The sequence below is a fragment of the Pseudomonas sp. SCB32 genome, assembly GCF_009189165.1.
Lineage (GTDB): Bacteria > Pseudomonadota > Gammaproteobacteria > Pseudomonadales > Pseudomonadaceae > Pseudomonas.
On record NZ_CP045118.1, the window covers coordinates 5,136,568 to 5,163,286 of the forward strand.

21 protein-coding genes are annotated in these 26,719 nt (G+C 66.4%); 14 read left to right on the forward strand and 7 right to left on the reverse strand.

Annotated features, from left to right (window positions below):
• Nucleotides 1-178: 178 nt before the first annotated feature.
• The 8 genes from GA645_RS23450 to GA645_RS23485 all read left to right on the forward strand — a co-directional run bounded on the left by GA645_RS23450 (nt 179) and on the right by GA645_RS23485 (nt 14,180).
• Nucleotides 179-2,257, forward strand: coding sequence for a bifunctional diguanylate cyclase/phosphodiesterase (locus GA645_RS23450; RefSeq protein WP_152225942.1), 2,079 nt, complete (start codon nt 179-181; stop codon nt 2,255-2,257).
• Between the two features lie 257 nt (nt 2,258-2,514).
• On the forward strand, nt 2,515-3,858 hold the full coding sequence (locus GA645_RS23455) for an imelysin family protein (protein WP_152225943.1): 1,344 nt from the start codon (nt 2,515-2,517) through the stop codon (nt 3,856-3,858).
• A 187-nt stretch (nt 3,859-4,045) separates the two neighbouring features.
• Nucleotides 4,046-5,470 carry a di-heme oxidoredictase family protein gene (locus GA645_RS23460; protein ID WP_152225945.1) on the forward strand — a complete coding sequence of 475 codons (1,425 nt, stop codon included), beginning with the start codon at nt 4,046-4,048 and terminating at the stop codon, nt 5,468-5,470.
• Nucleotides 5,471-5,485: 15 nt separating this feature from the next.
• Nucleotides 5,486-6,547 (forward strand): imelysin family protein, encoded by a 1,062-nt coding sequence (locus GA645_RS23465; RefSeq protein ID WP_152225947.1) that lies wholly within the window; start codon nt 5,486-5,488, stop codon nt 6,545-6,547.
• A gap of 52 nt (nt 6,548-6,599) precedes the next feature.
• Nucleotides 6,600-7,694, forward strand: coding sequence for a DUF1513 domain-containing protein (locus GA645_RS23470; protein WP_152225949.1), 1,095 nt, complete (start codon nt 6,600-6,602; stop codon nt 7,692-7,694).
• A 281-nt stretch (nt 7,695-7,975) separates the two neighbouring features.
• Nucleotides 7,976-9,601 (forward strand): methyl-accepting chemotaxis protein, encoded by a 1,626-nt coding sequence (locus GA645_RS23475; protein ID WP_152225950.1) that lies wholly within the window; start codon nt 7,976-7,978, stop codon nt 9,599-9,601.
• 290 nt (nt 9,602-9,891) lie between these two features.
• A complete protein-coding gene (locus GA645_RS23480) occupies nt 9,892-11,004 on the forward strand; it encodes an efflux RND transporter periplasmic adaptor subunit (protein ID WP_152225952.1) in 1,113 nt (370 codons plus the stop codon).
• A 116-nt stretch (nt 11,005-11,120) separates the two neighbouring features.
• Entirely contained in the window at nt 11,121-14,180 is a 3,060-nt protein-coding gene (locus tag GA645_RS23485) for a multidrug efflux RND transporter permease subunit (RefSeq protein WP_152225954.1), read from the forward strand.
• Nucleotides 14,181-14,438: 258 nt separating this feature from the next.
• Here GA645_RS23485 and hemH read toward each other — a convergent pair whose 3' ends face one another.
• Complete coding sequence (gene hemH / locus GA645_RS23490; protein ID WP_152225956.1) at nt 14,439-15,461, reverse strand: ferrochelatase; 1,023 nt, start codon at nt 15,459-15,461, stop codon at nt 14,439-14,441.
• Nucleotides 15,462-15,574: 113 nt separating this feature from the next.
• Nucleotides 15,575-16,480, reverse strand: a complete 906-nt coding sequence (locus GA645_RS23495; RefSeq protein ID WP_152225958.1) for a TIGR01777 family oxidoreductase — start codon at nt 16,478-16,480, stop codon at nt 15,575-15,577.
• Between the two features lie 272 nt (nt 16,481-16,752).
• On the opposite strand from GA645_RS23495, the gene GA645_RS23500 reads away from it, so the two are divergent.
• The 4 genes from GA645_RS23500 (at nt 16,753) to phrB (ending at nt 21,240) form a co-directional block, all read left to right on the forward strand.
• Nucleotides 16,753-17,736: an NAD(P)/FAD-dependent oxidoreductase gene (locus GA645_RS23500; protein WP_152225960.1), complete on the forward strand. Its 984-nt coding sequence runs from the start codon at nt 16,753-16,755 to the stop codon at nt 17,734-17,736.
• A 153-nt stretch (nt 17,737-17,889) separates the two neighbouring features.
• On the forward strand, nt 17,890-18,849 hold the full coding sequence (locus tag GA645_RS23505; RefSeq protein ID WP_152225962.1) for a DUF523 and DUF1722 domain-containing protein: 960 nt from the start codon (nt 17,890-17,892) through the stop codon (nt 18,847-18,849).
• Between the two features lie 25 nt (nt 18,850-18,874).
• The gene (locus GA645_RS23510; protein ID WP_152225963.1) at nt 18,875-19,816 is read left to right on the forward strand and encodes a MerR family transcriptional regulator; all 942 of its coding nucleotides are present in this window, start codon (nt 18,875-18,877) and stop codon (nt 19,814-19,816) included.
• Nucleotides 19,813-21,240 (forward strand): deoxyribodipyrimidine photo-lyase, encoded by a 1,428-nt coding sequence (phrB, locus tag GA645_RS23515; RefSeq protein WP_152225965.1) that lies wholly within the window; start codon nt 19,813-19,815, stop codon nt 21,238-21,240. Before GA645_RS23510 ends, phrB begins: the two co-directional genes overlap by 4 nt.
• A gap of 18 nt (nt 21,241-21,258) precedes the next feature.
• On the opposite strand, the gene cynR is transcribed toward phrB, so the two are convergent.
• Nucleotides 21,259-22,149, reverse strand: coding sequence for a transcriptional regulator CynR (gene cynR / locus GA645_RS23520; RefSeq protein ID WP_152225967.1), 891 nt, complete (start codon nt 22,147-22,149; stop codon nt 21,259-21,261).
• Between the two features lie 111 nt (nt 22,150-22,260).
• Between cynR and GA645_RS23525 the strand changes: the two genes are divergently transcribed.
• Together GA645_RS23525 and cynS are read left to right on the forward strand one after the other, a co-directional pair.
• Nucleotides 22,261-22,920: a carbonic anhydrase gene (locus tag GA645_RS23525; protein WP_152225968.1), complete on the forward strand. Its 660-nt coding sequence runs from the start codon at nt 22,261-22,263 to the stop codon at nt 22,918-22,920.
• 31 nt (nt 22,921-22,951) lie between these two features.
• On the forward strand, nt 22,952-23,422 hold the full coding sequence (gene cynS / locus GA645_RS23530) for a cyanase (RefSeq protein ID WP_152225970.1): 471 nt from the start codon (nt 22,952-22,954) through the stop codon (nt 23,420-23,422).
• A gap of 270 nt (nt 23,423-23,692) precedes the next feature.
• On the opposite strand, the gene GA645_RS23535 is transcribed toward cynS, so the two are convergent.
• The 4 genes from GA645_RS23535 to prmC form a co-directional block, all read right to left on the reverse strand.
• Complete coding sequence (locus GA645_RS23535) at nt 23,693-24,214, reverse strand: acyloxyacyl hydrolase (RefSeq protein WP_152225972.1); 522 nt, start codon at nt 24,212-24,214, stop codon at nt 23,693-23,695.
• 115 nt (nt 24,215-24,329) lie between these two features.
• Nucleotides 24,330-25,124, reverse strand: coding sequence for a glutamate racemase (gene murI, locus GA645_RS23540; protein ID WP_152225974.1), 795 nt, complete (start codon nt 25,122-25,124; stop codon nt 24,330-24,332).
• Complete coding sequence (locus GA645_RS23545) at nt 25,117-25,872, reverse strand: molybdopterin-synthase adenylyltransferase MoeB (protein WP_152225976.1); 756 nt, start codon at nt 25,870-25,872, stop codon at nt 25,117-25,119. Before GA645_RS23545 ends, murI begins: the two co-directional genes overlap by 8 nt.
• Nucleotides 25,866-26,696: a peptide chain release factor N(5)-glutamine methyltransferase gene (gene prmC / locus GA645_RS23550; RefSeq protein ID WP_152225978.1), complete on the reverse strand. Its 831-nt coding sequence runs from the start codon at nt 26,694-26,696 to the stop codon at nt 25,866-25,868. Before prmC ends, GA645_RS23545 begins: the two co-directional genes overlap by 7 nt.
• Nucleotides 26,697-26,719: the final 23 nt, after the last annotated feature.

The following is a 26,719-nucleotide window of genomic DNA, read 5'->3' on the forward strand; positions in this document are numbered from 1 at the left end:
ACCCTGGAAACCCGGCCTTGTGCCGGGTTTCTGCGTTCTGGACGCGCAAGACGGCGAGGTCGGCTAACCTGAAAGGCCTAGGCTGTCAAAAATGCAACGATGGCCCTTTGACGCCATAGCTCCAATTGCCAATACTCAGACCAGTATTTCGCCCCAGGCGATGAACAAGGAAAGCCCCTTGAAACTGGACCCCCGGCGCAGCCTCTCCCTCAAGCTGCTGCGAATGGTGTTGCTCGCGGCCCTCGTGGTCGGGGTTGTGCTCAGCTGTGCGCAGATCGTCTTCGATGCGCACAAGGCCCAGCAAGCCGTACACAACGACGCCCAGCGCATCCTGGCGATGGTCCGCGACCCTTCCACGCAGGCGGTCTACAGCCTCGACCGCGACATGGCGATGCAGGTCCTCGAAGGGCTGTTCCAGCACGAAGCCGTGCGCTACGCCGCCATCGGCCATCCTGACGAGCCCATGCTGGCGGAGAAATCCCGCCCGCTGCTGGAGTCCCCCACCCGCTGGCTGACCGACCCCATCCTCGGCGCCGAGCAGAACTACGCCATCCGCCTGGCCGGCCGCAGCGGCTCCAACGAGTACTACGGCGACCTGAAGATCACCCTGGACACCGCGCCCTACGGCGAGGACTTCGTCACCACCTCGGGGATCATCTTCCTCTCCGGTCTGCTCCGCGCCCTGGCCATGGGCCTGGTGCTGTTCATGGTCTACCACTGGCTGCTGACCAAGCCGCTGTCGAAGATCATCGAGCACCTGGCCGCGATCAACCCGGACCGCCCCAGCCAGCACAAGCTGCCGATGCCCCTGGGCCACGAGAAGGACGAGCTGGGCCTGTGGGTCAACACCGCCAACCAGTTGCTCGCCTCCATCGAGCGCAACGGCCACCTGCGCCGGGAGGCCGAAGACAGCCTGCTGCGCATTTCCCAGTACGACTTCCTCACCGGCCTGCCCAACCGCAAGCTGCTGCAGCAGCGCCTGGACCAGATACTCGAAGGCGCCTCGCGCCTGCAGCGCCGCGTCGCCGTGCTGTGCCTGGGGCTGGATGACTTCAAGGGCATCAACGAGCAATACAGCTACCAGTTCGGCGACCAGCTGCTGATCGCCCTCTCCGACCGCCTGCGCACCCGCAGCGCGCACCTGGGCGCTCTGGCGCGCCTGGGCGGCGACCAGTTCGCCCTGGTCCAGGCCGACATCGAGCAGCCCTATGAAGCCGCCGAACTGGCCCAGCAGATCCTCGACGACCTGGAAGCGCCCTTCGAGCTGGACCAGCACCTGGTGCACCTGCGCGCCACCATCGGCATCACCCTCTTCCCCGAAGACGGCGAGACCACCGAGAAGCTGCTACAGAAAGCCGAGCAGACCATGACCCTGGCCAAGAGCCGCTCGCGCAACCGCTACCAGTTCTACATCGCCAGCGTCGACAGCGAGATGCGCCGCCGCCGCGAGCTGGAGAAGGACCTGCGCGAAGCCCTGGCGCGCAACGAACTGCACCTGGTCTATCAACCGCAGGTGGATTACCGCGATCACCGCGTGGTCGGCGTCGAGGCGCTGTTGCGCTGGCAGCACCCGACCCAGGGCTGGGTCGCGCCGGACCTGTTCATCCCCCTGGCGGAGCAGAACGGCAGCATCTTCAGCATCGGCGAGTGGGTGCTCGACCAGTCCTGCCGGCAGCTGCGCGAATGGCACGACCAGGGGTTCGACGACCTGCGCCTGGCGGTCAACCTGTCCACCGTGCAGCTGCGCCACAACGCCCTGCCGCGGGTGGTCAGCAACCTCCTGCAGATGCACCGCCTGCCGCCGCGTTCGCTGGAGCTGGAAATCACCGAAACCGGCCTGATGGAAGACATCTCAACCGCCGCGCAGCACCTGCTCAGCTTGCGCCGCGCTGGCGCGCTGATCGCCATCGACGACTTCGGCACCGGCTACTCCTCGCTGAGCTACCTGAAAAGCCTGCCGCTGGACAAGATCAAGATCGACAAGAGCTTCGTCCAGGACCTGCTGCTGGACGACGACGACGCCACCATCGTTCGCGCCATCATCCAGCTGGGCAAGAGCCTGGGCATGCAGGTGATCGCCGAGGGCGTGGAGACGGTCGAGCAGGAGACCTACATCATCGCCCAGGGCTGTCACGAGGGTCAGGGCTACCTCTACAGCAAGCCGCTTCCGGCGCGCGAACTGACCCTCTACCTCAAGCAGGCCCGGCGTCTGGCCGAAGTGGCCGGCGGCGGCTCCAGCGGAGTGGAGCGCCACTGACCGGCGCAGCACCCTTCCCCCTCGCTGCCACCACAGCACCGTAGGAGCGGGCCATGCCCGCGATTCGCGCGCATGGCCCGCTCCTACATCGCCCCGCTGCAATCCTCTCTCCCCGCCCTGCTGGCGACCTGCCGGCCACCTGACGAGAAGGCCTCCCTCGAACACCCTTTTCAAAAATGCAAATCTTTCGCATTATGTTGCCGTTTTTCTTGCGCAGTTCGATTTCGTGCGCCTCCTACCCTTCAAAGGAACCCGTCATGACACGTATGCCCTGGGCCACTGCCAGCCTGCTCGCCATCGCCATTTCCCTCGCCGGCTGCGGCGATGACAAGAAAGCCGAAGCCCCTGCGAACCAGGCCGCCACCCCCGCAGCCAGCGCCCAGAGCAACGCCCCGGCGGCAGCCAAGGTCGACGAGGCCGAGGTCAAGGCCGTGGTGAAGAACTACGCCGACATCGCCGAAGCCACCTTCAGCGACGCACTGACCACCGCCAAGGCCCTGCAAGCCGCCGTCGACGCGCTGATCGCCAAGCCCAGCGACGCCACCCTGAAGGCCGCCCGCGAAGCCTGGCTGGCCGCGCGCAAGCCCTACTCGCAGAGCGAAAGCTTCCGCTTCGGCAACCCCGTGATTGACGACTGGGAAGGCTCGGTCAACTCCTGGCCGCTGGACGAAGGCCTGATCGACTACGTCGCCAAGGACTACCAGCACGCCGAAGGCAACGCCGGCGCCACCGCCAACATCATCGCCAACACCGAGATCCAGGTCGGCGAAGACAAGATCGACGTGAAGGAAATCACCAGTGAGAAACTGATGAGCCTGAACGAGCTGGGCGGCTCCGAAGCCAACGTCGCCACCGGCTACCACGCCATCGAGTTCCTGCTCTGGGGCCAGGACCTGAATGGCACCGGTCCCGGCGCCGGCAACCGCCCGTTCACCGACTACGCCCAGGGCAAGGACTGCACCAGCGGCCATTGCGACCGTCGCGCCGCCTACCTGAAAGCCGCCACCGACCTGCTGGTCGCCCAGCTGGAGGAAATGGTCGGCAACTGGAAAGCCGGCGTGGCCGACAACTATCGCGCCAAGCTGGAAGCCGACAGCTCCGTCAACAACCTGCGCAAGATGTTCTTCGGCATGGGTAGCCTGTCCCTCGGCGAGCTGGCCGGCGAGCGCATGAAAGTCGCCCTCGAAGCCAACTCCACCGAAGACGAAACCGACTGCTTCAGCGACGACACCCACCACACCCTGTTCTTCGATGCCAAGGGCATTCGCAACATCTACACCGGCGAGTACAAGCGCGTGGATGGCAGCGTGGTGAAAGGCCCGAGCCTGTCCGACCTGGTGGCCAAGGCCAACGCCCAGGCCGACGCCGACCTGAAGGCCGACCTGGAAGGCACCGAAGCCCGGATGCAGGCCATCGTCGACCGCGCCGAGAAGGAAGGCGTGCACTTCGACCAGATGATCGCCCCGGACGCCAAGGACGATCAGCAGAAGATCCGCGATGCCATCGCCTCGCTGGTCAAGCAGACCGGCGCCATCGAGAAGGCCGCTGCCTCGCTCGGCGTGCAGGACCTGAAGCCGGACACCGCTGATCACCAGTTCTGATCCGCGCCCGCCGGTGCTGCGGCTCCACGCCGCAGCACCGGTTGTGTCCTGACAAAGCCCCGCCACGCGGGGCTTTGTCGGTCTGGAAGGCCAAAGCACTCAATTCTCAAATACAAATTTTTCATATTTGCATTTAGCGCCCTTGATAAGATGGTGCGCTGCAACAACACGCCCTGGAACCTCGTCAATGCTCCACCGCCGCGCCGCCCTGCGACTCGTACCGTTGCTCTGTGCCCTCACCCTTGCCGCCTGCAAGCCGGAGACCTCCCGGCACGCCGTGAGCGAGCCCGGCGAAGCGCTTTCCGGCGGTGCCGCCACGGTCGGCCAGAGCGACCGCAACGCCTACTCCATGCCCTCGGCCAACCTCACACCGAGCCGCCGCCTGGACTTCAGCGTGGGCAACAGCTTCTTCCGCAACCCCTGGGTGATCGCCCCGTCCACCACCACCGCGCGCGATGGCCTGGGCCCGTTGTTCAACACCAACGCCTGCCAGAACTGCCACATCAAGGACGGCCGCGGCCACCCGCCGGAACTCAACGACATCAACGCCGTCTCAATGCTGGTGCGCCTGTCGATCCCGGCCGGCCTGGAGGATGCACGCACCCTCAAGCGCCTGGGCGTGGTGCCCGAGCCGGTATACGGCGGCCAACTGCAGGACTCGGCGATCCCGGGCGTGGCGCCCGAAGGCAAGGTGCGGGTGGATTACCAGCCGATGCCGGTAACCTTCAAGGACGGCACGGTGATCGAGCTGCGCAGGCCGACCCTGCGGATCAGCAACCTCGGCTATGGCCCGATGCAGGCCAACACCCTGTTCTCCGCACGCATCGCCCCGCCGATGATCGGCCTGGGCCTGCTGGAGTCGATCCGCGAGGAAGACATCCTCGCCAACGTCGATCCGGACGACCGCAACGGCGACGGCATCCGTGGCCGGGCCAACCTGGTCTGGGACGATGCGCGTCATGAAACCGTGCTCGGCCGTTTCGGCTGGAAGGCCGGGCAGCCCAACATCCCCCAGCAGAACGCCCATGCCTTCTCCAGCGACATGGGCCTGACCAGCGACCTGCTGCCCGCCGACGACTGCACCGAAACCCAGGTCGACTGCCGCAATGCCATCGACGGCGGCAAGCCGGAAGTCAGCCAGCACCTCTTCGACCTGGTCGCCTTCTACGCCCGCAACCTCGCGGTACCGGCACGACGCAAGGTCGACGACCCGCAGGTGCTCACCGGAAAGGGACTGTTCTTCGACAGCGGCTGCACCAGCTGCCACACCCCGAAATTCACCACCGGGCCGAATGCCGCCGAGCCGGAACTGGCCAACCAGGTCATCCGCCCCTACAGCGACCTGCTGCTGCATGACATGGGTGATGGACTCGCGGACAATCGCCCGGAATTTCTCGCCAGCGGACGCGATTGGCGCACCCCGCCGCTGTGGGGCATCGGCCTGACCGAGACGGTCAACGGCCATACCCAGTTCCTCCACGACGGCCGCGCCCGCAACCTGCTGGAAGCCGTGCTCTGGCACGGCGGCGAAGCCGAAGCGGCCAAGCAGCGCGTACTGACTTTCGACGCCGAGCAGCGCAATGCCCTGCTGGCGTTCCTGAATTCACTCTAAGGAGCCGAGCCGAACATGTTCCGCCCCCGCCTACTGATCACCAGCCTCGCCATCGCCCTGGGCGCCTGCTCGCCCACCGACCCGCAGGCCACCACCAGCGCCACGCTGGCCCAGCAGGTGATCCTGCCGACCTACAGCCGCTGGGTGGACGCCGACCGCGCCCTGGCCGCCAGCGCCCTGGCCTACTGCCAGGGCAACGAGGACCTGGCCAAGGCCCGCGCCGACTACATGGCCGCGCAGAAGGCCTGGGCCGAGCTGCAGCCGCTGCTGGTCGGCCCGCTGGCCGAAGGCAACCGCGCCTGGCAGGTACAGTTCTGGCCGGACAAGAAGAACCTGGTCGCCCGTCAGGTCGAGCAGCTGCTGGGCAGCGGCAACCCGATCACCCCGGCGACCCTGGACAAGTCCAGCGTCGTGGTCCAGGGCCTGACCGCCTACGAATACATTCTCTTCGACGCCAGGATCGACCTGGCCAACGCCGAGACCAAGGCACGCTACTGCCCGCTGCTGGAAGCCATCGGCGCGCACCAGCAGGCCCTGGCGGAAGGCATCCTGGCGCAGTGGAAGCAGGACGGCGGCGTGCTCACCCAGCTCTCCAAGTTCCCCAACGACCGTTACGCCGATGCCCATGAGGCCATCGCCGAGCTGCTGCGCGTACAGGTCACCGCGCTGGACATGCTGAAGAAGAAACTCGGCACCCCGCTGGGCCGCCAGAGCAAGGGCATCCCGCAGCCGTTCCAGGCCGAGGGCTGGCGCAGCGATACCTCGCTGGCGAGCCTCGACGCCGGCCTGACCGGTGCCCAGGCACTGTGGAACGGCACCGACAATAAAGGTCTGCGCGCCCTGCTGCCGGCCGAGCAGAAGGAGCTGGCCAGCAAGATCGACGCCGCCTATGCCGACACCCACGGCAAGCTGAAGGCCATCAATAAGCCGCTGAGCGAACTGCTCAAGGACGAGGCCGGCATCCAGCAGCTGAACGCGCTGTACGACAGCCTCAATGCCGTCCACCGTCTCCACGAGAGCGATCTGGCGAAGGCGCTGGGCGTGCAGCTGGGCTTCAACGCCAACGACGGCGATTGATCTGGCGAGCTAGAGCCAGATCAAGGCGTATGAGATGAAAGAGGTGAACGCCATGTTGCGACGTCACGTACTCGGCCTGGGCAGCCTGCTGCTCGGCGCCCTGACTTTCGGCGGCTGGACGCTGTCGCGCAAGGGCAAGGAGCCCCTGCTGCTGTCCGCCCGTGACGACGCGGATGGCAAGCACTACGCCGTGGGCTATCGCCTGGATGGCAGCCGCGTGTTCGCCACGCAGGTAGGCCTGCGCTGCCACGACATCGTCCAGCACCCCAGCCTGCCCGTGGCGCTGTTCGTCGCCCGCCGTCCCGGCCGGCAGAGCTACCTGATCCACCTGGACGACGGGCGCCTGCTGCAGACCCTGGATTCGCAGCAGGACCGCCACTTCTACGGCCACGGCGTGTGGCACAAGGACGGCGAGTGGCTCTACGCCACCGAGAACGACACCACCGATCCGGGCCGCGGCATGCTCGGCGCCTACCGCTTCGACGGCGACAGGCTCAGCCACACCGGCGAGATTTCCACCCACGGCCTCGGCCCGCATCAGGTGTCCTGGTTGCCGGACGGCGAAACCCTGGTGGTGGCCAACGGCGGCATTCGCACCGAGGCCGAAAGCCGCGTGGAGATGAACCTCGACGCCATGGAGCCGAGCCTGGTGCTGATGCAGCGCGACGGTTCGCTGATCTCCAAGGAAACCCTGGCGCAGCAGATGAACAGCGTGCGCCACCTGGCCATCGCCGCCGACGGCACCATAGTCGCCGGCCAACAGTACATGGGCGACAGTCACGACCACGCCGACCTGCTCGCCATCAAGCGGCCCGGGCAACCGTTCCAGCCCTTCCCCCTGGCCGACGAGCAGCGGCTGGCGATGACCCAGTACACCGCCAGCGTCGCCATCCACAGCGACCTGCGCCTGGTGGCGCTGACCGCCCCGCGCGGTAATCGCTTCTTCATCTGGGACCTGGATACTGGCGCCGTGCGACTGGATGCGCCGCTGCCCGACTGTGCCGGCGTTGGCGCAGTGAAGGACGGTTTCGTCGTCACCTCCGGGCAGGGCCGCTGCCGCTTCTACGACTGCCGCGGCGAGCGCATCGCAGCCGCCCCGCTGGAGTTGCCGCCAGCGTTCTGGGACAACCACCTGCACCTGGCCTGAAGCAATTGCCGGGGGTAACCGGCGAACGCAGAGCGAGTTCTACGCCAGCATTCCCTTGCAGGAGCGGCGGGGGCGCCTAGCCCATGCCCGCGATCGCGCGCATGGCGCGCTCCTACATGTCTGCTCTGTCGCTTCGATTCCACGTGATCAACACCGCCGGAACGCCCGTCCCAGAGCGGCTGAAACGCCTACCATTCGTCTGCCTGTACTCAGGAAGACGCCCACCCTGCCGATGCAAAGGCTGACCGATTCCCACCCTGCGTCTTAGAGGCGTAAACACGATGTCCCCCAACACATCCTTGCGTACCCAGATTCTTTCGCTGCTGGGCGGCAGCCTGCTGCTCGTCCTGCTGATCGCCCTCGCCTGCTTCCACTTCCTCTCCGGCAGCGTCAGCGCCTACCAGCGCCTGCTGGACGGCCCGTTGCAGGAGTCACAACTGGTCGACCAGGCCAACGTCGCCTTCAAGATCCAGGTGCAGGAATGGAAGAACGTCCTGCTGCGTGGCCAGCAACCGTCCGACCTGAACAAGTACTGGGGCCAGTTCGAGGACCAGGAGCGCGCCGTGCAGGACGTCCTCCAGCGCCTGGAGCAAAGCGCCGCCGCCGACCCGCAGCTCAAGTCCCAGGTGAGCCGCCTGCGCGACGAGCACCGCCAGCTCGGCCAGGCCTACCGCAAGGGTCGCGACGCCTACCTGGCCGCCGGTAGCGACCCGCGCGCCGGCGATGCCGCGGTGAAAGGCATCGACCGCGCCGCCAGCGAGCAGATGGCCGCCCTTGTGAGCAGCCTGCACAGCGATGCCCAGCAGCAGTCCAAGGCGATCGCCGACAGCGCCAGCAGCACCGTGGTCAGCGGCAGCCTGATCCTGCTGATCTCCGGCCTCGCCCTGGGCCTGCTCAGCCTGTGGCTGGTCAACCGCAACCTGATCGGCCCCATCGCCCGGCTGATCGAACACATCGCCCAGCTCAGCGAAGGCAACTTCGGCGAACGCGTCGACGCCAGCCGCCGCGACGAGCTCGGCCGACTGGCCCGCGCCGCCAACACGCTGCGCGACTTCCTCGCCGATACCTTCAACCGCCTCAAGCACAGCACCAGCGAGCTGGACACCGCCAGCGGCGAGCTGAACGCCATCGCCACCCTGATGGCCGAAGGCACCCGCGAGCAGTTCTCGCGTACCGACCAGGTGGCCACGGCGATGCACGAGATGTCCGCCACCGCCCAGGAAGTCGCCCGCCACGCCTCCGACGCCGCGCGCGCCGCCGACGATGCCGACCAGCACGCCCAGCAGGGCGGCGAAGTCATGCAGAGCACCATCGTCACTATCACCGAGATGAGCAGCGAGATCGCCAACACCGCCGACGTCATCCGCCGCCTGGAAAGCGACAGCGGGCGCATCGGCAAGGTGCTGGAAGTGATTCGCGGCATCGCCGACCAGACCAACCTGCTGGCGCTCAACGCCGCCATCGAAGCGGCCCGCGCAGGCGAAGCAGGTCGCGGCTTCGCCGTGGTCGCCGACGAAGTGCGCACCCTGGCCCAGCGCACCGCCGAGTCCACCGCCGAGATCCACCAGATCATCGACACCGTACAGACCGGCTCGGTGAACGCCCTGCGCGCCATCGAGAACGGCCAGACCCGCAGCGAACAGGGTGTGGAGCGCGTCACCCAGGCCGGCGAAGTGCTGCGCAGCATCACCCTGGCGGTGGAAGCGATCCGCGACATGAACCGCCAGATCGCCACCGCCGCCGAGGAGCAGACCTCGGTCGCCGAGGACATCTCGCGCAACCTCACCGAGATCACCGCCATCGGCGCCACCAACGAAGAAAACGTGGTGCGCACCCAGAGCGCCAGCCGCCACCTGCACGGCCTCTCCGGCGAGCTCGCCGAAGTCACCCACAAACTCAGCGCCTGACCCGCTTCAGCCACATGGACGTGGCTCCCCTCCCGCCTGCGCAACACCGCACCGATTCAGCGCGCTTTGCGCACAATCACATCCTCTTCTTCGCGAAACGCCTTGTAATCGCAGCCCTTTGACTCTCCACCCGTTCAGGCATAAGGTGCGCAATTACGCCCCGCAATGGGGCGTCCCCCGTATCGGCTTCAAGGCCTGATCGACATCCCGCGAACGGAAGGCCGTCCTGCAGTTTCTGGACGAGCGAATCGCGGTGGATTGCTGCCAGGCACGTACCAAGGAACAGGAAGATGTTGCGCCGCATGCTGATCATGCTGGTCGTGGTTGCCGTCATCATTGCGGTGCTCGCCGGCTCGAAATACCTCTCCATCCAGAAACAGATCGCCATGTTCTCGGCGCCACGCCCGCCGGTCAGCGTTACCGCGACCGACGCGGTGCAGCGCAACTGGCAGAGCCGCCTGCCGGCCATCGGCACCCTGCGCGCCGTGCAAGGCGTGACCGTGACCGCCGAGGTCTCGGGCATCGTGCGCAGCATCCTTTTCGTCTCCGGCGACAAGGTGAAGCGGGACCAGCCCATCCTGCAGATGGATGACGACGTCGAGCAGGCTACCCTGCGCAGCGCCGAGGCGGACCTGGGTCTTGCCAAGGTTGAATACGAGCGCGGCCGCAACCTGATCGACCGCCAGGCCATCTCCCGCAGCGACTATGACCGCCTCGCCGCCCAGTTGAACCGCTCCACCGCCACCGTGGCGCAGTTGCGCGCGGCACTGGCGAAGAAGCGCATCCTCGCGCCCTTCGATGGCACCGCGGGCATCCGCCGGGTGGACGTTGGCGACTATGTTTCACCAGGTACCGAGATCGTCACCCTGCAGGACCTGTCCAAACTGCTGATCGACTTCTTCCTGCCGGAACAGGACTTCCCCCTGCTCAAGACCGGCCAGACCGTCAGCGTGCGGGTCGCGGCCTATCCGGGGCAAACCTTCGAAGCGCGCATCGAGGCGATCAGCCCACGAGTGGACAACGAGACGCGCAACCTGCTGGTCCGCGCCAGCATGGTCAACCCCGAAGGCAAGCTGCTGCCGGGCATGTTCGCCAACCTGGAAGTGCAGTTGCCCGACAGCGCGCCGCGCATCGTGGTCCCGGAAACCGCCGTGGCCTTCACCCTCTACGGCAACTCGGTGTACGTGGTCGGCCCGCAGAAGGACAAGGACGGCAAGTCCAAGAGCGACGACAAGGGCCAGCCCGTCCTCGCCGTGGAGCGCCGCTTCGTCAAGACCGGCGAGCGCCGCGAAGGCAGCGTGGTGATCCTCGATGGCCTCAAGGCCGGCGAGCAGGTCGTCACCTCCGGCCAGCTCAAGCTCGACAGCGGCACGGCAGTAGCGATCGTTCCGGACGCGCAGTAACAGACAGCAGTGCCCTCGCTCTTGGCGAGGACAGCGAGAGTACGGATTTCGCGAGCTGGAGCCAGGCAAGGCGGCATGGCCGACGCGCAGCAGATCCGCAACAAAGGATTGAGTTTATGGGCTTCACCGATCCCTTTATCCGTCGCCCCGTGCTGGCGACCGTGGTCAGCCTGCTGATCGTCCTGCTCGGCATGCAGGCGTTCAGCCGGCTGGTGATCCGCGAATATCCGCAGATGGAAAACGCGCTGATCACCGTCACCACCTTCTATGCCGGCGCCAACGCCGAGACCATCCAGGGCTACATCACCCAGCCGCTGCAGCAGAGCCTCGCCAGCGCCGAAGGCATCGACTACATGACCTCGGTGAGCCGGCAGAACTACTCGGTGATCTCGATCTACGCGCACATCGGTGCCAACACCGATCGCCTGGTGACCGAGCTTCTGTCGAAGATCGGCGAGGTGAAGACCCAGTTGCCGCCCGACGCCGAGGACCCGGTGCTGGACAAGGAGGCCGCCGACGCCTCGGCGCTGATGTACATAAGCTTCTTCAGCGAGCAGATGAACAACCCGCAGATCACCGACTACCTGTCACGGGTGATCCAGCCCAAGCTCGCCACCCTGCCGGGCATCTCCGAGGCCGAGATCCTCGGCAACCAGGTGTTCGCCATGCGCCTGTGGCTGGACCCGGTGAAGATGGCCGCCTACGGCATCACCGCCGGCGACATCGACAGCGCGGTGCGCCAGTACAACTTCCTCTCCGCCGCCGGTGAGGTGAAGGGCGAGATGGTGGTCACTTCGGTGAACGCCTCCACCGACCTGAAATCCCCGGAAGCCTTCGCTGCCATCCCGCTCAGGACCCAGGGTGATCGCCGCGTGCTGATGGGCGACGTGGCGCGCATCGAACTGGGCGCGGCGAGCTACGACTCGGTCAGCTCGTTCAACGGCATCCCCTCGGTATACATCGGCATCAAGGGCACGCCCAGCTCCAACCCGCTGGACGTGATCAAGGAAGTCCGTGCCAAGATGCCGGAGCTGGAAGAACAGTTGCCGCCGAGCCTGAAGGTGACCATCGCCTACGACGCCACGCGCTTCATCCAGGCCTCCATCGACGAGGTGGTGAAGACCCTGGGCGAGGCGATCCTGATCGTCATCGTGGTGGTCTTCCTGTTCCTCGGCGCGTTCCGCTCGGTGATCATCCCGGTGGTGACCATCCCGCTGTCGATGATCGGCGTGCTGTTCTTCATGCAAATGATGGGCTACTCGATCAACCTGCTGACCCTGCTGGCGATGGTGCTCGCCATCGGCCTGGTGGTGGACGACGCCATCGTGGTGGTGGAGAACATCCACCGCCACATCGAAGAGGGCAAGACGCCGTTCCAGGGCGCCATCGAGGGCGCGCGGGAAATCGCCGTGCCGGTGGTGACCATGACCATCACCCTGGCCGCCGTGTACGCGCCCATCGGCTTCCTCAGCGGCCTGACCGGCGCGCTGTTCAAGGAGTTCGCCTTCACCCTGGCCGGTGCGGTGATCATCTCCGGCATCGTCGCGCTGACGCTGTCGCCGATGATGTGCTCGCGCCTGTTGCGACACGACGAGAACCCCAGCGGCCTCGCCCATCGCCTGGACCTGATCTTCGAGGCGCTGAAGCAGCGCTACCAACGCACCCTGCACGCCACCCTGAACAGCCGGCCGGTGGTGCTGGTGTTCGCCGCGCTGGTGCTGGCGATCATCCCGCTACTGATGATGTTCACCCACAAGGAACTGGCGCCGGAGGAAGACCAGGGCATCGTCTTCATCATGTCCAACGCGCCGCAGACCGCGAACCTGGACTACCTGTCCAGGTACACGGCCGAGTTCGAGGAGATCTTCCGCAAGTTCCCCGAGTACTACTCCGCGTTCCAGATCAACGGCTACAACGGCGTGCAGACCGGCATCGGCGGCATGCTGCTCAAGCCCTGGGACGAGCGCCAGCGCAGCCAGATGGAGCTGCTGCATGCCGTGCAGGCGGAGCTGGACAAGATCCCCGGCGTGCAGATCTTCGGCTTCAACCTGCCGTCGCTGCCGGGCACCGGCGAGGGCCTGCCGTTCCAGTTCGTGATCAACACCGCCAGCGACTACCAGTCACTGCTGCAGGTGGTCGAGCGGGTGAAGAAGCGCGCCGAGGAGTCGGGCAAGTTCGCCTTCCTCGACCTCGACCTGGCCTTCGACAAACCTGAACTGGCGGTCGATATCGACCGCGCCAAGGCCGCTCAGATGGGCGTGACCATGCAGGACCTGGGCGTCGCCCTCGGCGCGCTGCTGGGCGAAGGCGAGATCAACCGCTTCACCATCGACGGGCGCAGCTACAAGGTGATCGCCCAGGTCGAGCGCGCCTACCGCGACAATCCGGGCTGGCTGAGCAATTACTACGTGAAGAGCCAGAGCGGCCAGCTGATTTCCCTGTCGACCCTGGTGACCTTCCACGAGCAGGCGCGGCCGCGCCAGCTCAACCAGTTCCAGCAGCTCAACTCGGCGATCATCTCCGGCATGCCGATGGTCAGCATGGGCGAGGCGATCGACACCGTGCGCAGCATCGCCGAGGAAGAATCGCCGCGTGGCTTCTCCTTCGACTATGCCGGCGCCTCGCGGCAGTTCGTGCAGGAAGGCAACGCGCTGATGGTCACTTTCGCCCTGGCGCTGGCGGTGATCTTCCTGGTGTTGGCGGCGCAGTTCGAGAGCTTCCGCGACCCGCTGGTGATCATGGTCACCGTGCCGCTGTCGATCTGCGGCGCGCTGGTGCCGCTGTTCCTCGGCCTGTCGAGCCTGAACATCTACACCCAGGTGGGGCTGGTGACGCTGATCGGGTTGATCAGCAAGCACGGCATCCTCATCGTCGAGTTCGCCAACCAGCTGCGCCATGAGCGCGGGCTGTCGGTGCGCGAGGCGGTGGAGGAAGCCGCCGCCATTCGCCTGCGCCCGGTGCTGATGACCACCGCCGCCATGGTGCTGGGCGTGATCCCGCTGCTGCTCGCCACCGGCGCCGGCGCGGTGAGCCGCTTCGACATCGGCATCGTGATCGCCACCGGCATGAGCGTGGGCACCCTCTTCACCCTGTTCGTGCTGCCGTGCGTGTACACGCTGCTGGCGAAGGAGGAGCCGAAGCCCGTTGGCGACGGCTCGCCAGCTTCGGCGCACTGAATGAAAAAGCCCCGCTGATGCGGGGCTTTTTTGTGGCTCATTCCACGACCGGGAGGGCGCCATAGTGCGGATAGCGTTCGACGTAATCCACCGTTCAGCCCGGGTTCCAGCGCACTCCGAACGCGTCCCCGGAGCCTTTGGTATGTCGGCGCGCGCAGCCTGTAGGAGCGAGCTTGCTCGCGAACAGACTATCCGTCGGCTCCAGTGTTAAGCGGGTTCGCCAGCAAGCTCGCTCCTACGAAGAGCCGGAGCCCGCGATCAAATCGCGGAAGGCAGCCGCTCGCACAGTTTCGCCAGCGCCTTTGCCCACAGCGCCTGATCGTTCAGGCAGGGCACCAGCACCATCTCTTCACCGCCCGCCGCCTGGAACTGTTCGCTGCCGCGCTGGCCGATTTCCTCCAGCGTCTCGATGCAGTCGGCGACGAAGGCCGGGCACATCACCAGCAGGCGCTTCACGCCCTGCTTGCCGAGCTGCTCCAGCTGCGCCTCGGTGTAGGGTTCGATCCACTTGTTGCGGCCCAGGCGCGACTGGAAGGACACCGACCAGGCGCCGTCCGCGAGCCCCGCGCCCGCGGCGAAATCCTCCGCCGTACGCAGGCACTGGCTGCGGTAACAGACCGCCATCACCTCATCGCTCATGCCCCGGCTGGACGTCGCGGTGAGATCGTGGCGGCTGTCCTTCACCAACTTGCGGATGTGCGACTCGGGCAGACCGTGGAAGCTCAGCAGCAAGTGGTCATAGGGTTGTTCCAGATACGGCTTCACGCTGTCCACCAGCGCCTGGCGGTACTCCGCCTCGGCGTAGAACGGCGGCAGCACCTTCAACTCGAACTTCAGGCCGCGCTCGCGCATGACCCGGCGCGCTTCCTCGATGGCGGTAGTGGTGGTGCTGTCGGCGAACTGCGGGTACAGCGGCGCGAAAGTCACCTGGGTGACGCCCTGCTCGCTCAGGCGCAGCAGGGCCGACTCGATGGACGGTTCGCCATAGCGCATGCCCAGTTCCACCGGACCATGCGGCCAGTAGGGGCGGATCGCCTCCTGCAGGCGGCGGCTGAGGACGATCAGCGGCGAACCCTCATCCCACCAGATCGACGCGTAGGCATGGGCCGATTCCTCGGGGCGCTTGCGCAGGACCAGCGATACCAGCAGGCGACGGATCGGCCACGGCAGGTCGATCACATAGGGGTCCATGAGGAACTGATCGAGGTAACGGCGGACGTCCTCGACCTGGGTGGAAGCCGGCGAGCCCAGGTTGACCAGCAGGAGGGCGTTTTGGGTCATGCAATGTCCTTGGAATCGGTTCACTTCTCGCCGGGCGGGCCCGGTGGAGCTGCGCAGTTTACACGCAGCGGTTTGCCGCACGGCCTGTCGCCATTGCCGCAGGGGACGGCCGCTCAGCGCTGCCCGCGCAATACATCCGCCAGGGCATCCTGCACCTCGGGGTAGCGGAAGACGAAGTCCGCATCGAGCAGCCGGCGTGGCACCACGCGCTGACCACCCAGCAACAGCACGGACATCTCGCCGAGCATCAGGCGCAGGGCGAAACCGGGTACGCCCAGTACGGTCGGCCGGTGCAGCGCACGGCCCAGCTCGCGGGTGAAGTCACGGTTGCGCACCGGCTGCGGCGCGCAGGCATTATAGGGACCCTCGGCATCGGCCCGCCGCAAAAGAAAATCCATGAGGGCGATCAGGTCGTCGATATGGACCCAGGACATCCATTGCCGACCGTCCCCCAACTGGCCGCCCAGCCCCATGCGGAATGGCGGCAGCATGCGCTTGAGGAAGCCGCCCTCGGGCGCCAGCACCAGCCCGATGCGCACCAGCACCACGCGAATGCCCAAGGTCTTGGCCTCCCGGGCGATCTGCTCCCAGGCCAGGCACAGCTCGCTGGCGAAATCCTCGCCGGCCGCCGCGCTGTTCTCCTCCAGCGGCCGCTCGCCGGCGTCGCCGTACCAGCCAATCGCCGAGCCGTTGATCAGCACGCTGGGGCGCTGGCTGCGCGTTTCCAGCCAGGCCAGCAGACGCTCGGTCAGCCCTACCCGGCTGGCCCAGAGCAGCGCCTTGCGCTTCGCGCTCCAGGGTTTGTCGACGACCGGCTCACCGGCCAGATTGACCACCGCGTCCAGCGGCTCGGCGCCGTACTCCTGGAAATCGGCGATTCCGCGCACCTGCTCGCCGCACAACGCAGCAACCCGCTGCGGCTGGCGACTGAGCACCGTCAGCCGATGCCCGGCGGCGATCCATTGGCGGCAAAGCCGGCGGCCTATCAAACCAGTACCGCCGGTCAACAGAATATGCATGGCGAACTCCTTGTCAGTGTGTTCCACCTACCCTCAGTCTGGACGAGACAGCGGCGCTTGCACCTGCCCGTACAGCGCCTGAGGGTCTACGCTTTATTTGCCGGAACCCGCCGCGCTCATCCATGAAGGAACCGATGAGATGCTGCAGGTTCCCATGATCGGACTCCTGCCGATCACGGGTGCGATGGCAACCTGACGATTGTACAGATCAATTCATTTGTACAAGCCAAGCGCGCTCGTTACTCTGAAATAGACAACCAACGAGGCACGTCATGAGCGCCCCCATTGCCATCATTGGCACCGGTATCGCCGGACTCTCGGCCGCCCACGCCCTGCGGGACGCCGGACAGGATGTCCAGCTGTTCGACAAGGGTCACGGCAGCGGCGGTCGAATGGCCAGCAAGCGCACCGAAGCCGGTGCCCTCGATCTCGGCGCGCAGTACTTCACCGCCCGCGATCGACGCTTCCTCGACGCCATCCAGAAGTGGCGCGTACAAGGTTGGGTCGCCGAATGGGACCCGGCCCTGTACCAGTACCGCGACGGCGAACTGAGCCCGTCGCCGGACGAACAACCGCGCTGGGTCGGCATCCCGCGCATGAGCGCAATCACCCGCGCCCTGCTGCACGACCAGACCGTCACTTTCTCCTGTCGCATCACCGAGGTCTACCGCGGTGAGGAGCACTGGCACCTGCAGGATGCCGAAGGCCAGACCCACGGCCCCTACAGCCGCGTGCTGATCGCTACCCCGGCGCCCCAGGCCGCCGCGCTGCTGGCCAGCGCGCCGAAGTTGGCGGCGGCGGCGGCGAGCATCCCGATGGAGCCGACCTGGGCCGTGGCGCTGGGCTTCGCCGAAGCCCTGCTGACCCCTGTGCAAGGCTGCTTCGTGCACGAAGGCCCGCTCTCCTGGCTCGCGAGCAACCGCTCCAAGCCAGGCCGTGACGGACAACTCGACACCTGGGTACTGCACGCCAGCAGCAGCTGGAGCAAGCAGAACATCGACCTGCCCAAGGAGAGCGTGATCGAGCACCTGCTTGGCGCCTTCGCCGAACTGATCGGCTGCGCCGTGCAGGCCCCCGACTTCTCCCTCGCCCACCGCTGGCTGTATGCCCGGCCGATGGAAGCGCACCAGTTCGGCGCACTGGCCGACGCCGACCTGGGGATCTACGCCTGCGGCGACTGGTGCCTCTCGGGTCGCGTCGAAGGTGCCTGGCTGAGCGGCCTGGAAGCCGCCCGCCGTCTGCTCGAACACCTCTGAGCCCGCCATGGTCTTCTCCGCATGGGGAAGACTGTGACATCCCCTCGCCCGCCTCACCACCTTGTACAAGCCTTTGCACTTGTACAAGGCCGCGCCTATTCTTGCCAATAGTTGTACAAAATAATTTTCCTGTACAAGAAATCGGTCGCCGCCATGCCCAACACCACGCCACGCCCCAAGCTCGGTATCAGCGCCTGCCTGCTGGGCGAGCCGGTGCGTTACAACGGCGGACACAAGGCCTCGCGCCTGTGCCTGGATGTGCTCAGCCGCTACTTCGATTTCATCCCGGTGTGCCCGGAGGTCGCCATCGGCCTCGGCGTGCCACGACCGACCCTGCGCCTGGTGGGCGACCACGACGCCCCGAGGGCATTGATCCAGCGCGAAGGCGACCGCGACGTCAGCGAGGCGCTACGCGACTTCGGCCGCACCCAGGCCAGGCTGCTGGAGGACATCTGCGGCTACATCTTCATGCAGCAATCACCCTCCTGCGGGCTGCAGCGGGTGAAGCTCTACCACTCCGACGGTAGGCCACGCCCGCCGGGCGTCCGCGGGCTCTATGCACAAGCCTTCTGCGCGGCTCGCCCGGAGCTGCCGGTGGAAGAGGAAGGCCGGCTCAACGACCCGGTGATCCGCGAGAATTTCCTCACCCGCGTATTCGCTTGCGCCGCCTGGCAGAAGCTCTGTGCGCAGGGCCTGACGCGCCACGCGGTGATCAGCTTCCACTCGCGCTACAAGTACCAGCTGCTGGCCCACAACCCTCGCCAGTACAGCGTCCTCGGCCAGCGCCTGGCGATGATCGGCGACCAACCGCTGGACGGCTTCGTCCAGGTCTATTTCCGCGACTTCATGCAGGCACTGGGCACCTGTGCCACCCGCGGCACCCACAGCAACGTGCTGCAGCACCTGGCCGGCTACCTCAAGCATGACCTGCCCCCGGCGGAAAAAGCCGAGATGCAGCGGCTGATCGACCAATACCGCGCCGGGGTGATCCCGCTGGTGGTTCCGCTGACGCTGCTCAAGCACCACTTCCGCCTGCATCCGCATCCCTACATCGATGCCCAGGCCTACCTTCAACCGCACCCCGAAGACCTGAGCCTGCGCAATGCCATCTGACTCGCAGCGCCCCGGCAGGAACTCCATGAATCCCGATCACCCACACCGCGAAACGGATGACGATTACCGCAAGGCCCTGGCCGAAGGCTGGCTGCCCATCCGCGAGGTCGCCCGGCGCACCGGGGTCAACCCGGTGACCCTGCGCGCCTGGGAACGGCGCTACGGGCTGGTGGTGCCGCAGCGCACGCCCAAGGGCCATCGCCTCTACTCGGAGGCGCAGATCACACGCATCCAGGCCATCCTCACCTGGCTGGGCCGGGGCGTGGCGGTGAGCAAGGTCCGTGCGCTGCTGGACAGTCCGGACCCGCCTCCGGCCGAAGCGAGCGCCTCGCCCTGGGACGACTTGCTGCAACACTGCATGGACGCCATCGGCCGGATCAGCGAGCGCCAGCTCGACGAACTGTTCAACGGCGCACTGGCGATCTACCCGGCGCACACCCTCTGCGAACACCTGATGCTGCCCCTGCTGGAACAACTGGAGCTGCGCTGGCAGGGCCAGTTCGGCGCGCAACTGGAGCGGGTGTTCTTCCACGGCTGGCTGCGCAGCAAGTTCGGCACCCGCCTCTATCACCACAATCGCCAGCAGCGCGGCGCACCGCTGCTGCTGGTGAACCACTCCGAACTGCCGCTGGAGCCGGGGCTCTGGCTCAGCGCCTGGCTGGCCAGCAGCGCCGGCTGCCCGCTGGAAGTCTTCGACTGGCCGCTGCCACCCGGCGAGCTGGCCCTGGCGGTGGAGCGCCTGAAGCCCCGCGCGGTGCTGCTCTATTCCAGCCAGGCGCTCAATCTCGCCCAGCTGCCGCGCCTGCTCGCCGGGGTCGAATGCCCCCGGTTGCTGGCCGGAGCCGCCGCCCGTATCCACCAGGAACAACTGGCCGAAGTCGCGGCACCGCTGCACCTGGCACAGGACCCGGTCAGCGCCCTGCAATGCCTGCGCGAGCTCGGCCTGCTCAACGGTGAGCCGGCATGAAGCGACAGCTCGTCTGGCTGCGCACCGACCTGCGTCTGCGCGACAACACCGCCCTGGCGGCAGCGGCGCAGCGCGGGCCGGCCATCGCCCTGTTCCTGCTCAGCCCCGGCCAATGGCGCGAGCACGACGATGCCGCCTGCAAAGTGGACTTCTGGCTGCGCAACCTGCACGAGCTGCGCGCAAGGCTCGCCGAGCTGAACATCCCACTGCTGGTACGCACGGCGGAGCGCTGGAGTGACGCGCCCACGGTGCTCGCCGAGCTGTGCCGCCAGCGCGCCATCGAAACCGTGCACGTCAACGAGGAATACGGCCTGCACGAAGCCAGCCGGGACGCTGCCGTGAAGCGCGAACTGGCCAGCCAGGGCGTCGACCTGCGCAGCTACCTCGACCAGTTGCTCTTTGCCCCCGGCACCCTGCTAACCAGGAGCGGCGGCTACTTCCAGGTCTACAGCCAGTTCCGCAAGCTCTGCTACGAGCGCCTCCACCTGGGCGTTCCCTCATTGCAGCCGGCACCACGCGCACAAGCGCCGCTGGAACTGGCGAGCGATCCGCTAACCGAATGCATCGACGGCTTCGAAACCCCCACCGAGGATTTTCGCAGTCACTGGCCCGCCGGCGAAGCAGAAGCCCATGAACGCCTGGAAGCCTTCGCCGACGAGCGCCTGGGCGGCTATCACAATCGCCGCGACTTCCCCGCCAGCGACGGCACCAGCCAGCTCTCGCCCTACCTCGCCGCCGGAGTCCTCTCGCCGCGCCAATGCCTGCACGCGGCGCTGGCCAGCAATCACGGCGAGTTCGAAACCGGCAACAGCGGCGCGGTCAGCTGGATCAACGAACTACTCTGGCGCGAGTTCTACAAGCACATCCTGGTCGGCTTCCCGCGCGTCAGCCGGCATCGCGCCTTCCGCGAAGACACCGAGAAGCTGAACTGGCGCCACGACCGCAAGGACCTGGAAGCCTGGCAGCAAGGCCGCACCGGATTTCCGCTGATCGACGCGGCGATGCGCCAACTGCGCGCCACCGGCTGGATGCACAACCGCCTGCGCATGGTGGTGGCGACGTTCCTCACCAAAAACCTGCTGATCGACTGGCGCGAAGGCGAGCGCTGGTTCATGCGCCACCTGATCGACGGCGACCTGGCGGCGAACAATGGCGGCTGGCAATGGAGCGCGTCCACCGGCACCGATGCGGTGCCCTACTTCCGCATCTTCAACCCGGTCTCTCAATCCGAGCGCTTCGATCCGGACGGCCGCTTCATCCGCCGCTGGCTGCCGGAACTGGCCGGGGTGGAAGGCCGGGCGGTGCATGATCCGTCGAAACTGGGGCTGTTCGGCGTGGCAGGCTATCCACAGCCGATGGTCGATCTCGCCGCCACACGGGCACGAGCGCTGGAAGCCTTCAAGCGCCTTTCCGCCGAGCGCTGATACCTTGCACCGACGCGCTCAGGCTTTCTCCAGCCTGGCCGCCACCTCCACCGCCACCTCGATGAAGGCCCGCGCAGCCGAGGTCTGATAAGCCCCCTTGCGCTGCATCAGCACCGCCGTGCGTTGCAGTTGCATCGGGTCCAGCTCGATGGCGATCAGGTCCGCGTGGGCCTGGGCGATGGTCGCCGGCAGCAAGGTCGACAGCGTCGTCCGCCGCACCACTTCGATCACCGCGCCGATGGCATTGGCTTCCATCTGCACGCGCGGGCGGACGCCATGCTGGCGGCAGTAGCGGTCGATCTGCTCGCGGGTGGCGAATTCGGCGCTGAGCAGGATCAGCGACTCGTCGTTCAGCGCCTCCAGCCCAACACGGCGAGTCCCGGCCAGCGGGTGCCCGCTGCCCACCACCAGGGCCAGGGTCTCGACCAACAGGTGTCGACTGTCGATGTCCTGGGAATGCACCTCTTCGAAGGCGATGCCGAGGTCGAGCTCGTCGGCCAGCAGCAGGTCTTCCATGCGCTCCTCGGCGATCTCCCGCACGGTGAGCGTGATGTTCGGGTAGCGGTGGTGGAACGCCTCGACCAATGGCCCGATCAGGTAGGTGGTGAAGGTCGGCGTCACCGCGACCCGCAGCGATCCTCGGCTCAGGTCGCCCAGGTCATGGATGGCGCGCTTGCCCTCCTGCAGCTCCTGCGAGGCACGACGCGCATAGCGCAGGTACACCTCGCCGGCATCGGTCAGTCGCGTGACGCGGCCGGAGCGGTCGAACAACTGCGCGCCGAGACTTTCCTCCAGCTGCCGCACCTGTTGCGACAGCGCCGGCTGCGAGACATGCAGCGCCGCCGCCGCGCGGGTGAAGCTGTGGTGTTCGGCCACGGCCAGGAAGTACTGGATGTGTCGTGCAAGCATGGCGCCTTCACATAAGAATATCTGATGCAGTAAATCATAAATGAGACTTTTACCTTATGTGAAGCGCTGCATAACCTTTGCTCCATCGCATCGCAGGCAGAGGGCTCAAGCATGAAGGACATCATCGATGGCTTCCTGAAATTCCAACGGGACGCCTTTCCCAAGCGCGCCGGACTGTTCAGGGATCTGGCCACCGGGCAGCCCCCCCGCGCGCTGTTCATCTCGTGCTCCGACAGCCGCCTGGTTCCCGAGCTGGTCACCCAGCGCGAGCCGGGCGACCTGTTCATCATCCGCAATGCCGGCAACATCGTGCCGTCCTACGGCCCGGAGCCCGGCGGCGTGTCGGCCTCGGTGGAGTACGCGGTGGCGGCCCTGCGGGTTTCCGACATCGTCATCTGCGCTCACTCGGACTGCGGCGCCATGACCGCCATCGCCACCTGCAAGTGCCTGGACCACATGCCCGCCGTAGCCGGCTGGCTGCGCTACGCGGAGTCCGCCCGGGTGGTGAACGAAGCCCGCAGCCATGAAGGCCCGCACGCCAAGGTCGAGGCCATGGTCCGCGAAAACGTCATCGCCCAGCTGGCCAATATCGAGACGCACGCGTCTGTGCGCCTTGCCCTGGAAGAAGGGCGCGTGGCACTGCACGGATGGGTCTACGACATCGAGAGCGACCGCATCGACGCCTTCGATGGCAGTACCGGCACGTTCGTTCCCCTCGCGGACAACCTTCTCGTCCGCGCCGTTTCCCATCAGCTCAAGCGAGCCGTGTGAGTTGTTTCATCCACCCCACGGAGGTATCCCCATGATCCAGTCCCAAGTCAGCCAGAACGCCCGCCTTGCCCTGACCGAGGTCATCCTCCTGGCCAAAGCCAGGAAGGACCTGTCGTTCGCCGAGATCACCGAGAACACCGGCCTGTCCGAAGCCTTCGTCACCGCCGCCCTGCTCGGCCAGCACGCACTGCCGAAGGAAGCCGCCCAGGTCGTCGGCGACAAGCTCGGCCTCGACGCCGACGCCGTGGCCCTGCTGCAGACCATCCCGCTGCGCGGCAGCATCGAGGACCGCGTCCCCACCGATCCGACCATCTACCGCTTCTACGAGATGCTGCAGGTCTATGGCACCACCCTGAAGGTCCTGGTCCACGAGAAATTCGGCGACGGCATCATCAGCGCCATCAACTTCAAGCTGGACGTGAAGAAGGTCGAAGACCCGGAAGGCGGCCCCCGCGCGGTGATCACCCTGGATGGCAAGTACCTGCCGACCAAGCCGTTCTGATTTCGCGCTAGTTCTCTGTAGGAGCAACTGTCTTCTGGGCTCCCGCGTTCGCGGGAGTGACGGGGTGAGACTCGCATTTCTCTGCGTCATCCCCGCGAACGCGGGGACCCAGAAACGATGTAGGAGCAGACTCCGTTCCTGCAAGAACCCCTCACCCAGAGGGTTGGGTGAAGTGACAGCACGGTCTATTCGGAAGAAGGCAATTGCCCACACAAGAAACACGCACAAAAAAACCGGACCCTAGGTCCGGCTTTTTTCGTCAGCGTCCTGTTACAGAGGCTGCGAGAAATACAGGTTGTAGGACTCGATACCATCGTTGGGCTGGCTGAGGCCGGCGTTGGAGTAGTGAATCACCCGCACGCCGAGAACCTGGCCACTGTTGAACTTCACACCCGTGCCCAGGCGGTCTTCGAAGTTGAACGAGCTGCCCAGGTCCTGGTTGCCCACTTCCGCACCGGAGAAGGCGGCGACGCCGATGCCGGCCTCAACGAAGGGCTTGGCCGATTCACCGGCGAATTCGTAGCGGAACACCGGGGAGAACGACAGCGAATGACGGCCGCCGGCAAGCTCACCGGCCGACCAGTAGGTGTAGCCGGCATCCCAGTAGCCGGTCAGATGTCCTGCGGAGCTTTCCCACCAACTCTTGTCCCAGTCGAAACTCATGCCCAGGCGATACGTCATATCGCCCTGGCCGGTCGCACCCACGGCACCAGTAAGGTTGGCGGCCTGCACACTCACAACTTGCCCCAGGGACAGCGCGGCCAAAACGGCCAGCGAAAGTAGTTTCTTCATTGAAACATCCTTAATGAGAAAGCCGAATGAAAAATCCCCGCGAATAGCTAAGCATTATAAGAGCACTTATTGAACTTGGCCGACAGCCCCAGGTCGCTGGCAGGTAACTTTTCTGTCATCCAGAGAATGAACTGACAGCTTCGTCGCTTCCCCACAGCACCGGCATGACCCTCTCCAGGTCCGCTACCGGGCCGCTGCTCCAGAACTCCGTTCGCCGCGCCGGTCCCGCCCCCAACAGCTCGCGCGCCTGCAGCAGACGCTCCAGCTGTCGCGCCACCGCCGCGCCGGTATCGATCAGCGAAATGTGGTCCGGAATCAGCTCGCGCAGCAACGGGCGGAGGAACGGGTAGTGGGTGCACCCCAGGATCAGCGTGTCGCAACCCTCGGCGAGCAACGGCTCGACATAGCGCGCCAGCAGTGCACGCGTCTGCGGACCGCCCAGGTCGCCCGCCTCGATGCGCTCCACCAGCCCCGGACAGGGCTGGGTGATCACCCGCACATCACCGGCGAAGCGATCGAGCAACGCGGCGAAGCGAGCGCTCTTGAGCGTACCGGTCGTGGCCAGGACGCCGACCACGCCACTGCGGGTCGCTTCGGCCGCGGGTTTTACCGCCGGCTCCATGGCCACGATCGGCACCTGCGGGTACAGCTCGCGCAGGTCGGCGGCCGCCGCCGCGGTCGCGGTGTTGCAGGCCAGCACCAGCGCCTTGGCGCCACGGGCCAGGAGGAAGTCCGCGATGGCGCGGCAACGCTCGCGGATATAGTCAGGAGTCTTTTCGCCGTAGGGGACGTGCCCGCAGTCGGCGAGGTAGATCAGCGACTCGTTGGGCAGTCGGGCGCGGATTTCATGAAGGACACTGAGCCCGCCGACGCCGGAGTCGAAGACACCGATGGCCGCGGCATCAGCCATGCGCGACTCCGCACACGGCGCACTGCGGATCGCGCTTGACGCGCAATTCTCGGAAGCGCGTGCCCAGCGCATCGATCAGCAGCAGGCGGCCCACCAGCGGCTCGCCGAACTCGGCCAGCAGCTTGAGTGCTTCCAGCGCTTGCAGGCTGCCGACCAAACCCACCAGCGGGCCGACTACGCCGGCTTCGCTGCAAGTCAGCTCGGCTTCGCTGCCATGGCCGTAGAGGCAGTGGTAGCAGGGGCTGTCATCGCGGCGCGGGTCGAATACCGAGAGCTGGCCTTCCAGGCGGATCGCCGCGCCGCTCACCAGCGGTTTCTTCGCGACGACGCAGGCGGCGTTGACCGCCTCGCGGGTGCCGAAGTTGTCGCAGCAGTCCAGCACCAGGTCCACCGCTGCCACCGCCGCGTCGAGCGAGTCGGCGTCCAGTGCCTGGCGATGGGCAACCAGTTTCACGTTCGGGTTGATCGCCTGCAGGCGAGCCATGGCGGAATCCACCTTGCTCATGCCGACGCTGCCGGTGTCATGGATGATCTGCCGCTGCAGGTTGGTCAGGTCGACCGTGTCGAAATCCGCCAGGTGCAGCTCACCGACGCCGGCGGCAGCCAGGTAGAGCGCCACCGGGGCGCCCAGACCGCCGAGGCCGACGATCAGCACGCGGCTCTCCTTCAGGCGCAGCTGGCCATCGACGTCGATTTGCGGCAGCAGGATCTGCCGGCTGTAACGCAGCAGTTCGTTATCGCTCAGCATGTCCAGCACCCCAGGCTGATACGTTCGTGGCCGCCGAGGTCACGACGACTTTCCACGCGGCTGAAACCACGGGCCAGCAGCAGGTCGCGCACGGCGTCGGCCTGGTCGTAGCCGTGTTCGAGCATCAGCCAGCCGCCGTTCTCCAGGCACTCGGGCGCCTGCTCGACGATCAGGCGGATATCGTCCAGGCCGTCCGCTCCGGAGACCAGCGCGCTCGATGGCTCGAAGCGCACGTCCCCCTGCGTCAGGTGCGGGTCGGTGCTCGGAATGTAAGGCGGGTTGCTGACGATCAGCGAGAAGCGCTCGCCCTCCACGGCGGAGAACCAGTGGCTGGCGCGGAAGGCGGCATTGGTCAGGTCCAGGCGTTCGCGGTTGCGTTCGGCCAGGGCCACGGCCTCGGCCACGCGGTCCACGCCCAACACCTGCCAGCCCGGGCGCTCGCAGGCCAGGGCCAGGGCGATGGCGCCGGTGCCGGTGCCCAGGTCGAGCACGCGGGCCGGCGCGGCGGGCAGCAGCGCGAGGGCGGTTTCCACCAGCAGCTCGGTGTCCGGACGCGGGATCAGCGTGTGCGGGGCGACTTCCAGGTCCAGGCTCCAGAAGCCCTGGCGGCCGAGGATGTAGGCCACCGGCTCGCCGGCCTGGCGGCGGGCGACGAAGCTGTCGAACAGGTCGTGGGCTTCGCGGCTGACCACACGCTCCGGCCAGGTGCGCAGGAAGCTGCGCGGCTTGCCCAACGCGGCGGCGAGCAACAGTTCGGCGTCCAGGCGCGCGCTGGGCGAGTCCGGCAGTCGCGCCTCGTGGAGCAGGGTCATGATGGTTGCCATGGTCTGTCGCTCTCTCAGTCGCC

What these genes read in the sequence shown, in the direction of transcription:
- GA645_RS23455 (WP_152225943.1), top strand. Translation starts at nt 2,515, where the DNA reads ATGACACGTATGCCCTGGGCCACTGCCAGCCTGCTCGCCATCGCCATT.
- GA645_RS23460 (WP_152225945.1), top strand. Translation starts at nt 4,046, where the DNA reads ATGCTCCACCGCCGCGCCGCCCTGCGACTCGTACCGTTGCTCTGTGCC.
- GA645_RS23465 (WP_152225947.1), top strand. Translation starts at nt 5,486, where the DNA reads ATGTTCCGCCCCCGCCTACTGATCACCAGCCTCGCCATCGCCCTGGGC.
- GA645_RS23470 (WP_152225949.1), top strand. Translation starts at nt 6,600, where the DNA reads ATGTTGCGACGTCACGTACTCGGCCTGGGCAGCCTGCTGCTCGGCGCC.
- GA645_RS23475 (WP_152225950.1), top strand. Translation starts at nt 7,976, where the DNA reads ATGTCCCCCAACACATCCTTGCGTACCCAGATTCTTTCGCTGCTGGGC.
- GA645_RS23480 (WP_152225952.1), top strand. Translation starts at nt 9,892, where the DNA reads ATGTTGCGCCGCATGCTGATCATGCTGGTCGTGGTTGCCGTCATCATT.
- GA645_RS23485 (WP_152225954.1), top strand. Translation starts at nt 11,121, where the DNA reads ATGGGCTTCACCGATCCCTTTATCCGTCGCCCCGTGCTGGCGACCGTG.
- hemH (WP_152225956.1), bottom strand. Translation starts at nt 15,461, where the DNA reads ATGACCCAAAACGCCCTCCTGCTGGTCAACCTGGGCTCGCCGGCTTCC.
- GA645_RS23495 (WP_152225958.1), bottom strand. Translation starts at nt 16,480, where the DNA reads ATGCATATTCTGTTGACCGGCGGTACTGGTTTGATAGGCCGCCGGCTT.
- GA645_RS23500 (WP_152225960.1), top strand. Translation starts at nt 16,753, where the DNA reads ATGAGCGCCCCCATTGCCATCATTGGCACCGGTATCGCCGGACTCTCG.
- GA645_RS23505 (WP_152225962.1), top strand. Translation starts at nt 17,890, where the DNA reads ATGCCCAACACCACGCCACGCCCCAAGCTCGGTATCAGCGCCTGCCTG.
- GA645_RS23510 (WP_152225963.1), top strand. Translation starts at nt 18,875, where the DNA reads ATGAATCCCGATCACCCACACCGCGAAACGGATGACGATTACCGCAAG.
- phrB (WP_152225965.1), top strand. Translation starts at nt 19,813, where the DNA reads ATGAAGCGACAGCTCGTCTGGCTGCGCACCGACCTGCGTCTGCGCGAC.
- cynR (WP_152225967.1), bottom strand. Translation starts at nt 22,149, where the DNA reads ATGCTTGCACGACACATCCAGTACTTCCTGGCCGTGGCCGAACACCAC.
- GA645_RS23525 (WP_152225968.1), top strand. Translation starts at nt 22,261, where the DNA reads ATGAAGGACATCATCGATGGCTTCCTGAAATTCCAACGGGACGCCTTT.
- cynS (WP_152225970.1), top strand. Translation starts at nt 22,952, where the DNA reads ATGATCCAGTCCCAAGTCAGCCAGAACGCCCGCCTTGCCCTGACCGAG.
- GA645_RS23535 (WP_152225972.1), bottom strand. Translation starts at nt 24,214, where the DNA reads ATGAAGAAACTACTTTCGCTGGCCGTTTTGGCCGCGCTGTCCCTGGGG.
- murI (WP_152225974.1), bottom strand. Translation starts at nt 25,124, where the DNA reads ATGGCTGATGCCGCGGCCATCGGTGTCTTCGACTCCGGCGTCGGCGGG.
- GA645_RS23545 (WP_152225976.1), bottom strand. Translation starts at nt 25,872, where the DNA reads ATGCTGAGCGATAACGAACTGCTGCGTTACAGCCGGCAGATCCTGCTG.
- prmC (WP_152225978.1), bottom strand. Translation starts at nt 26,696, where the DNA reads ATGGCAACCATCATGACCCTGCTCCACGAGGCGCGACTGCCGGACTCG.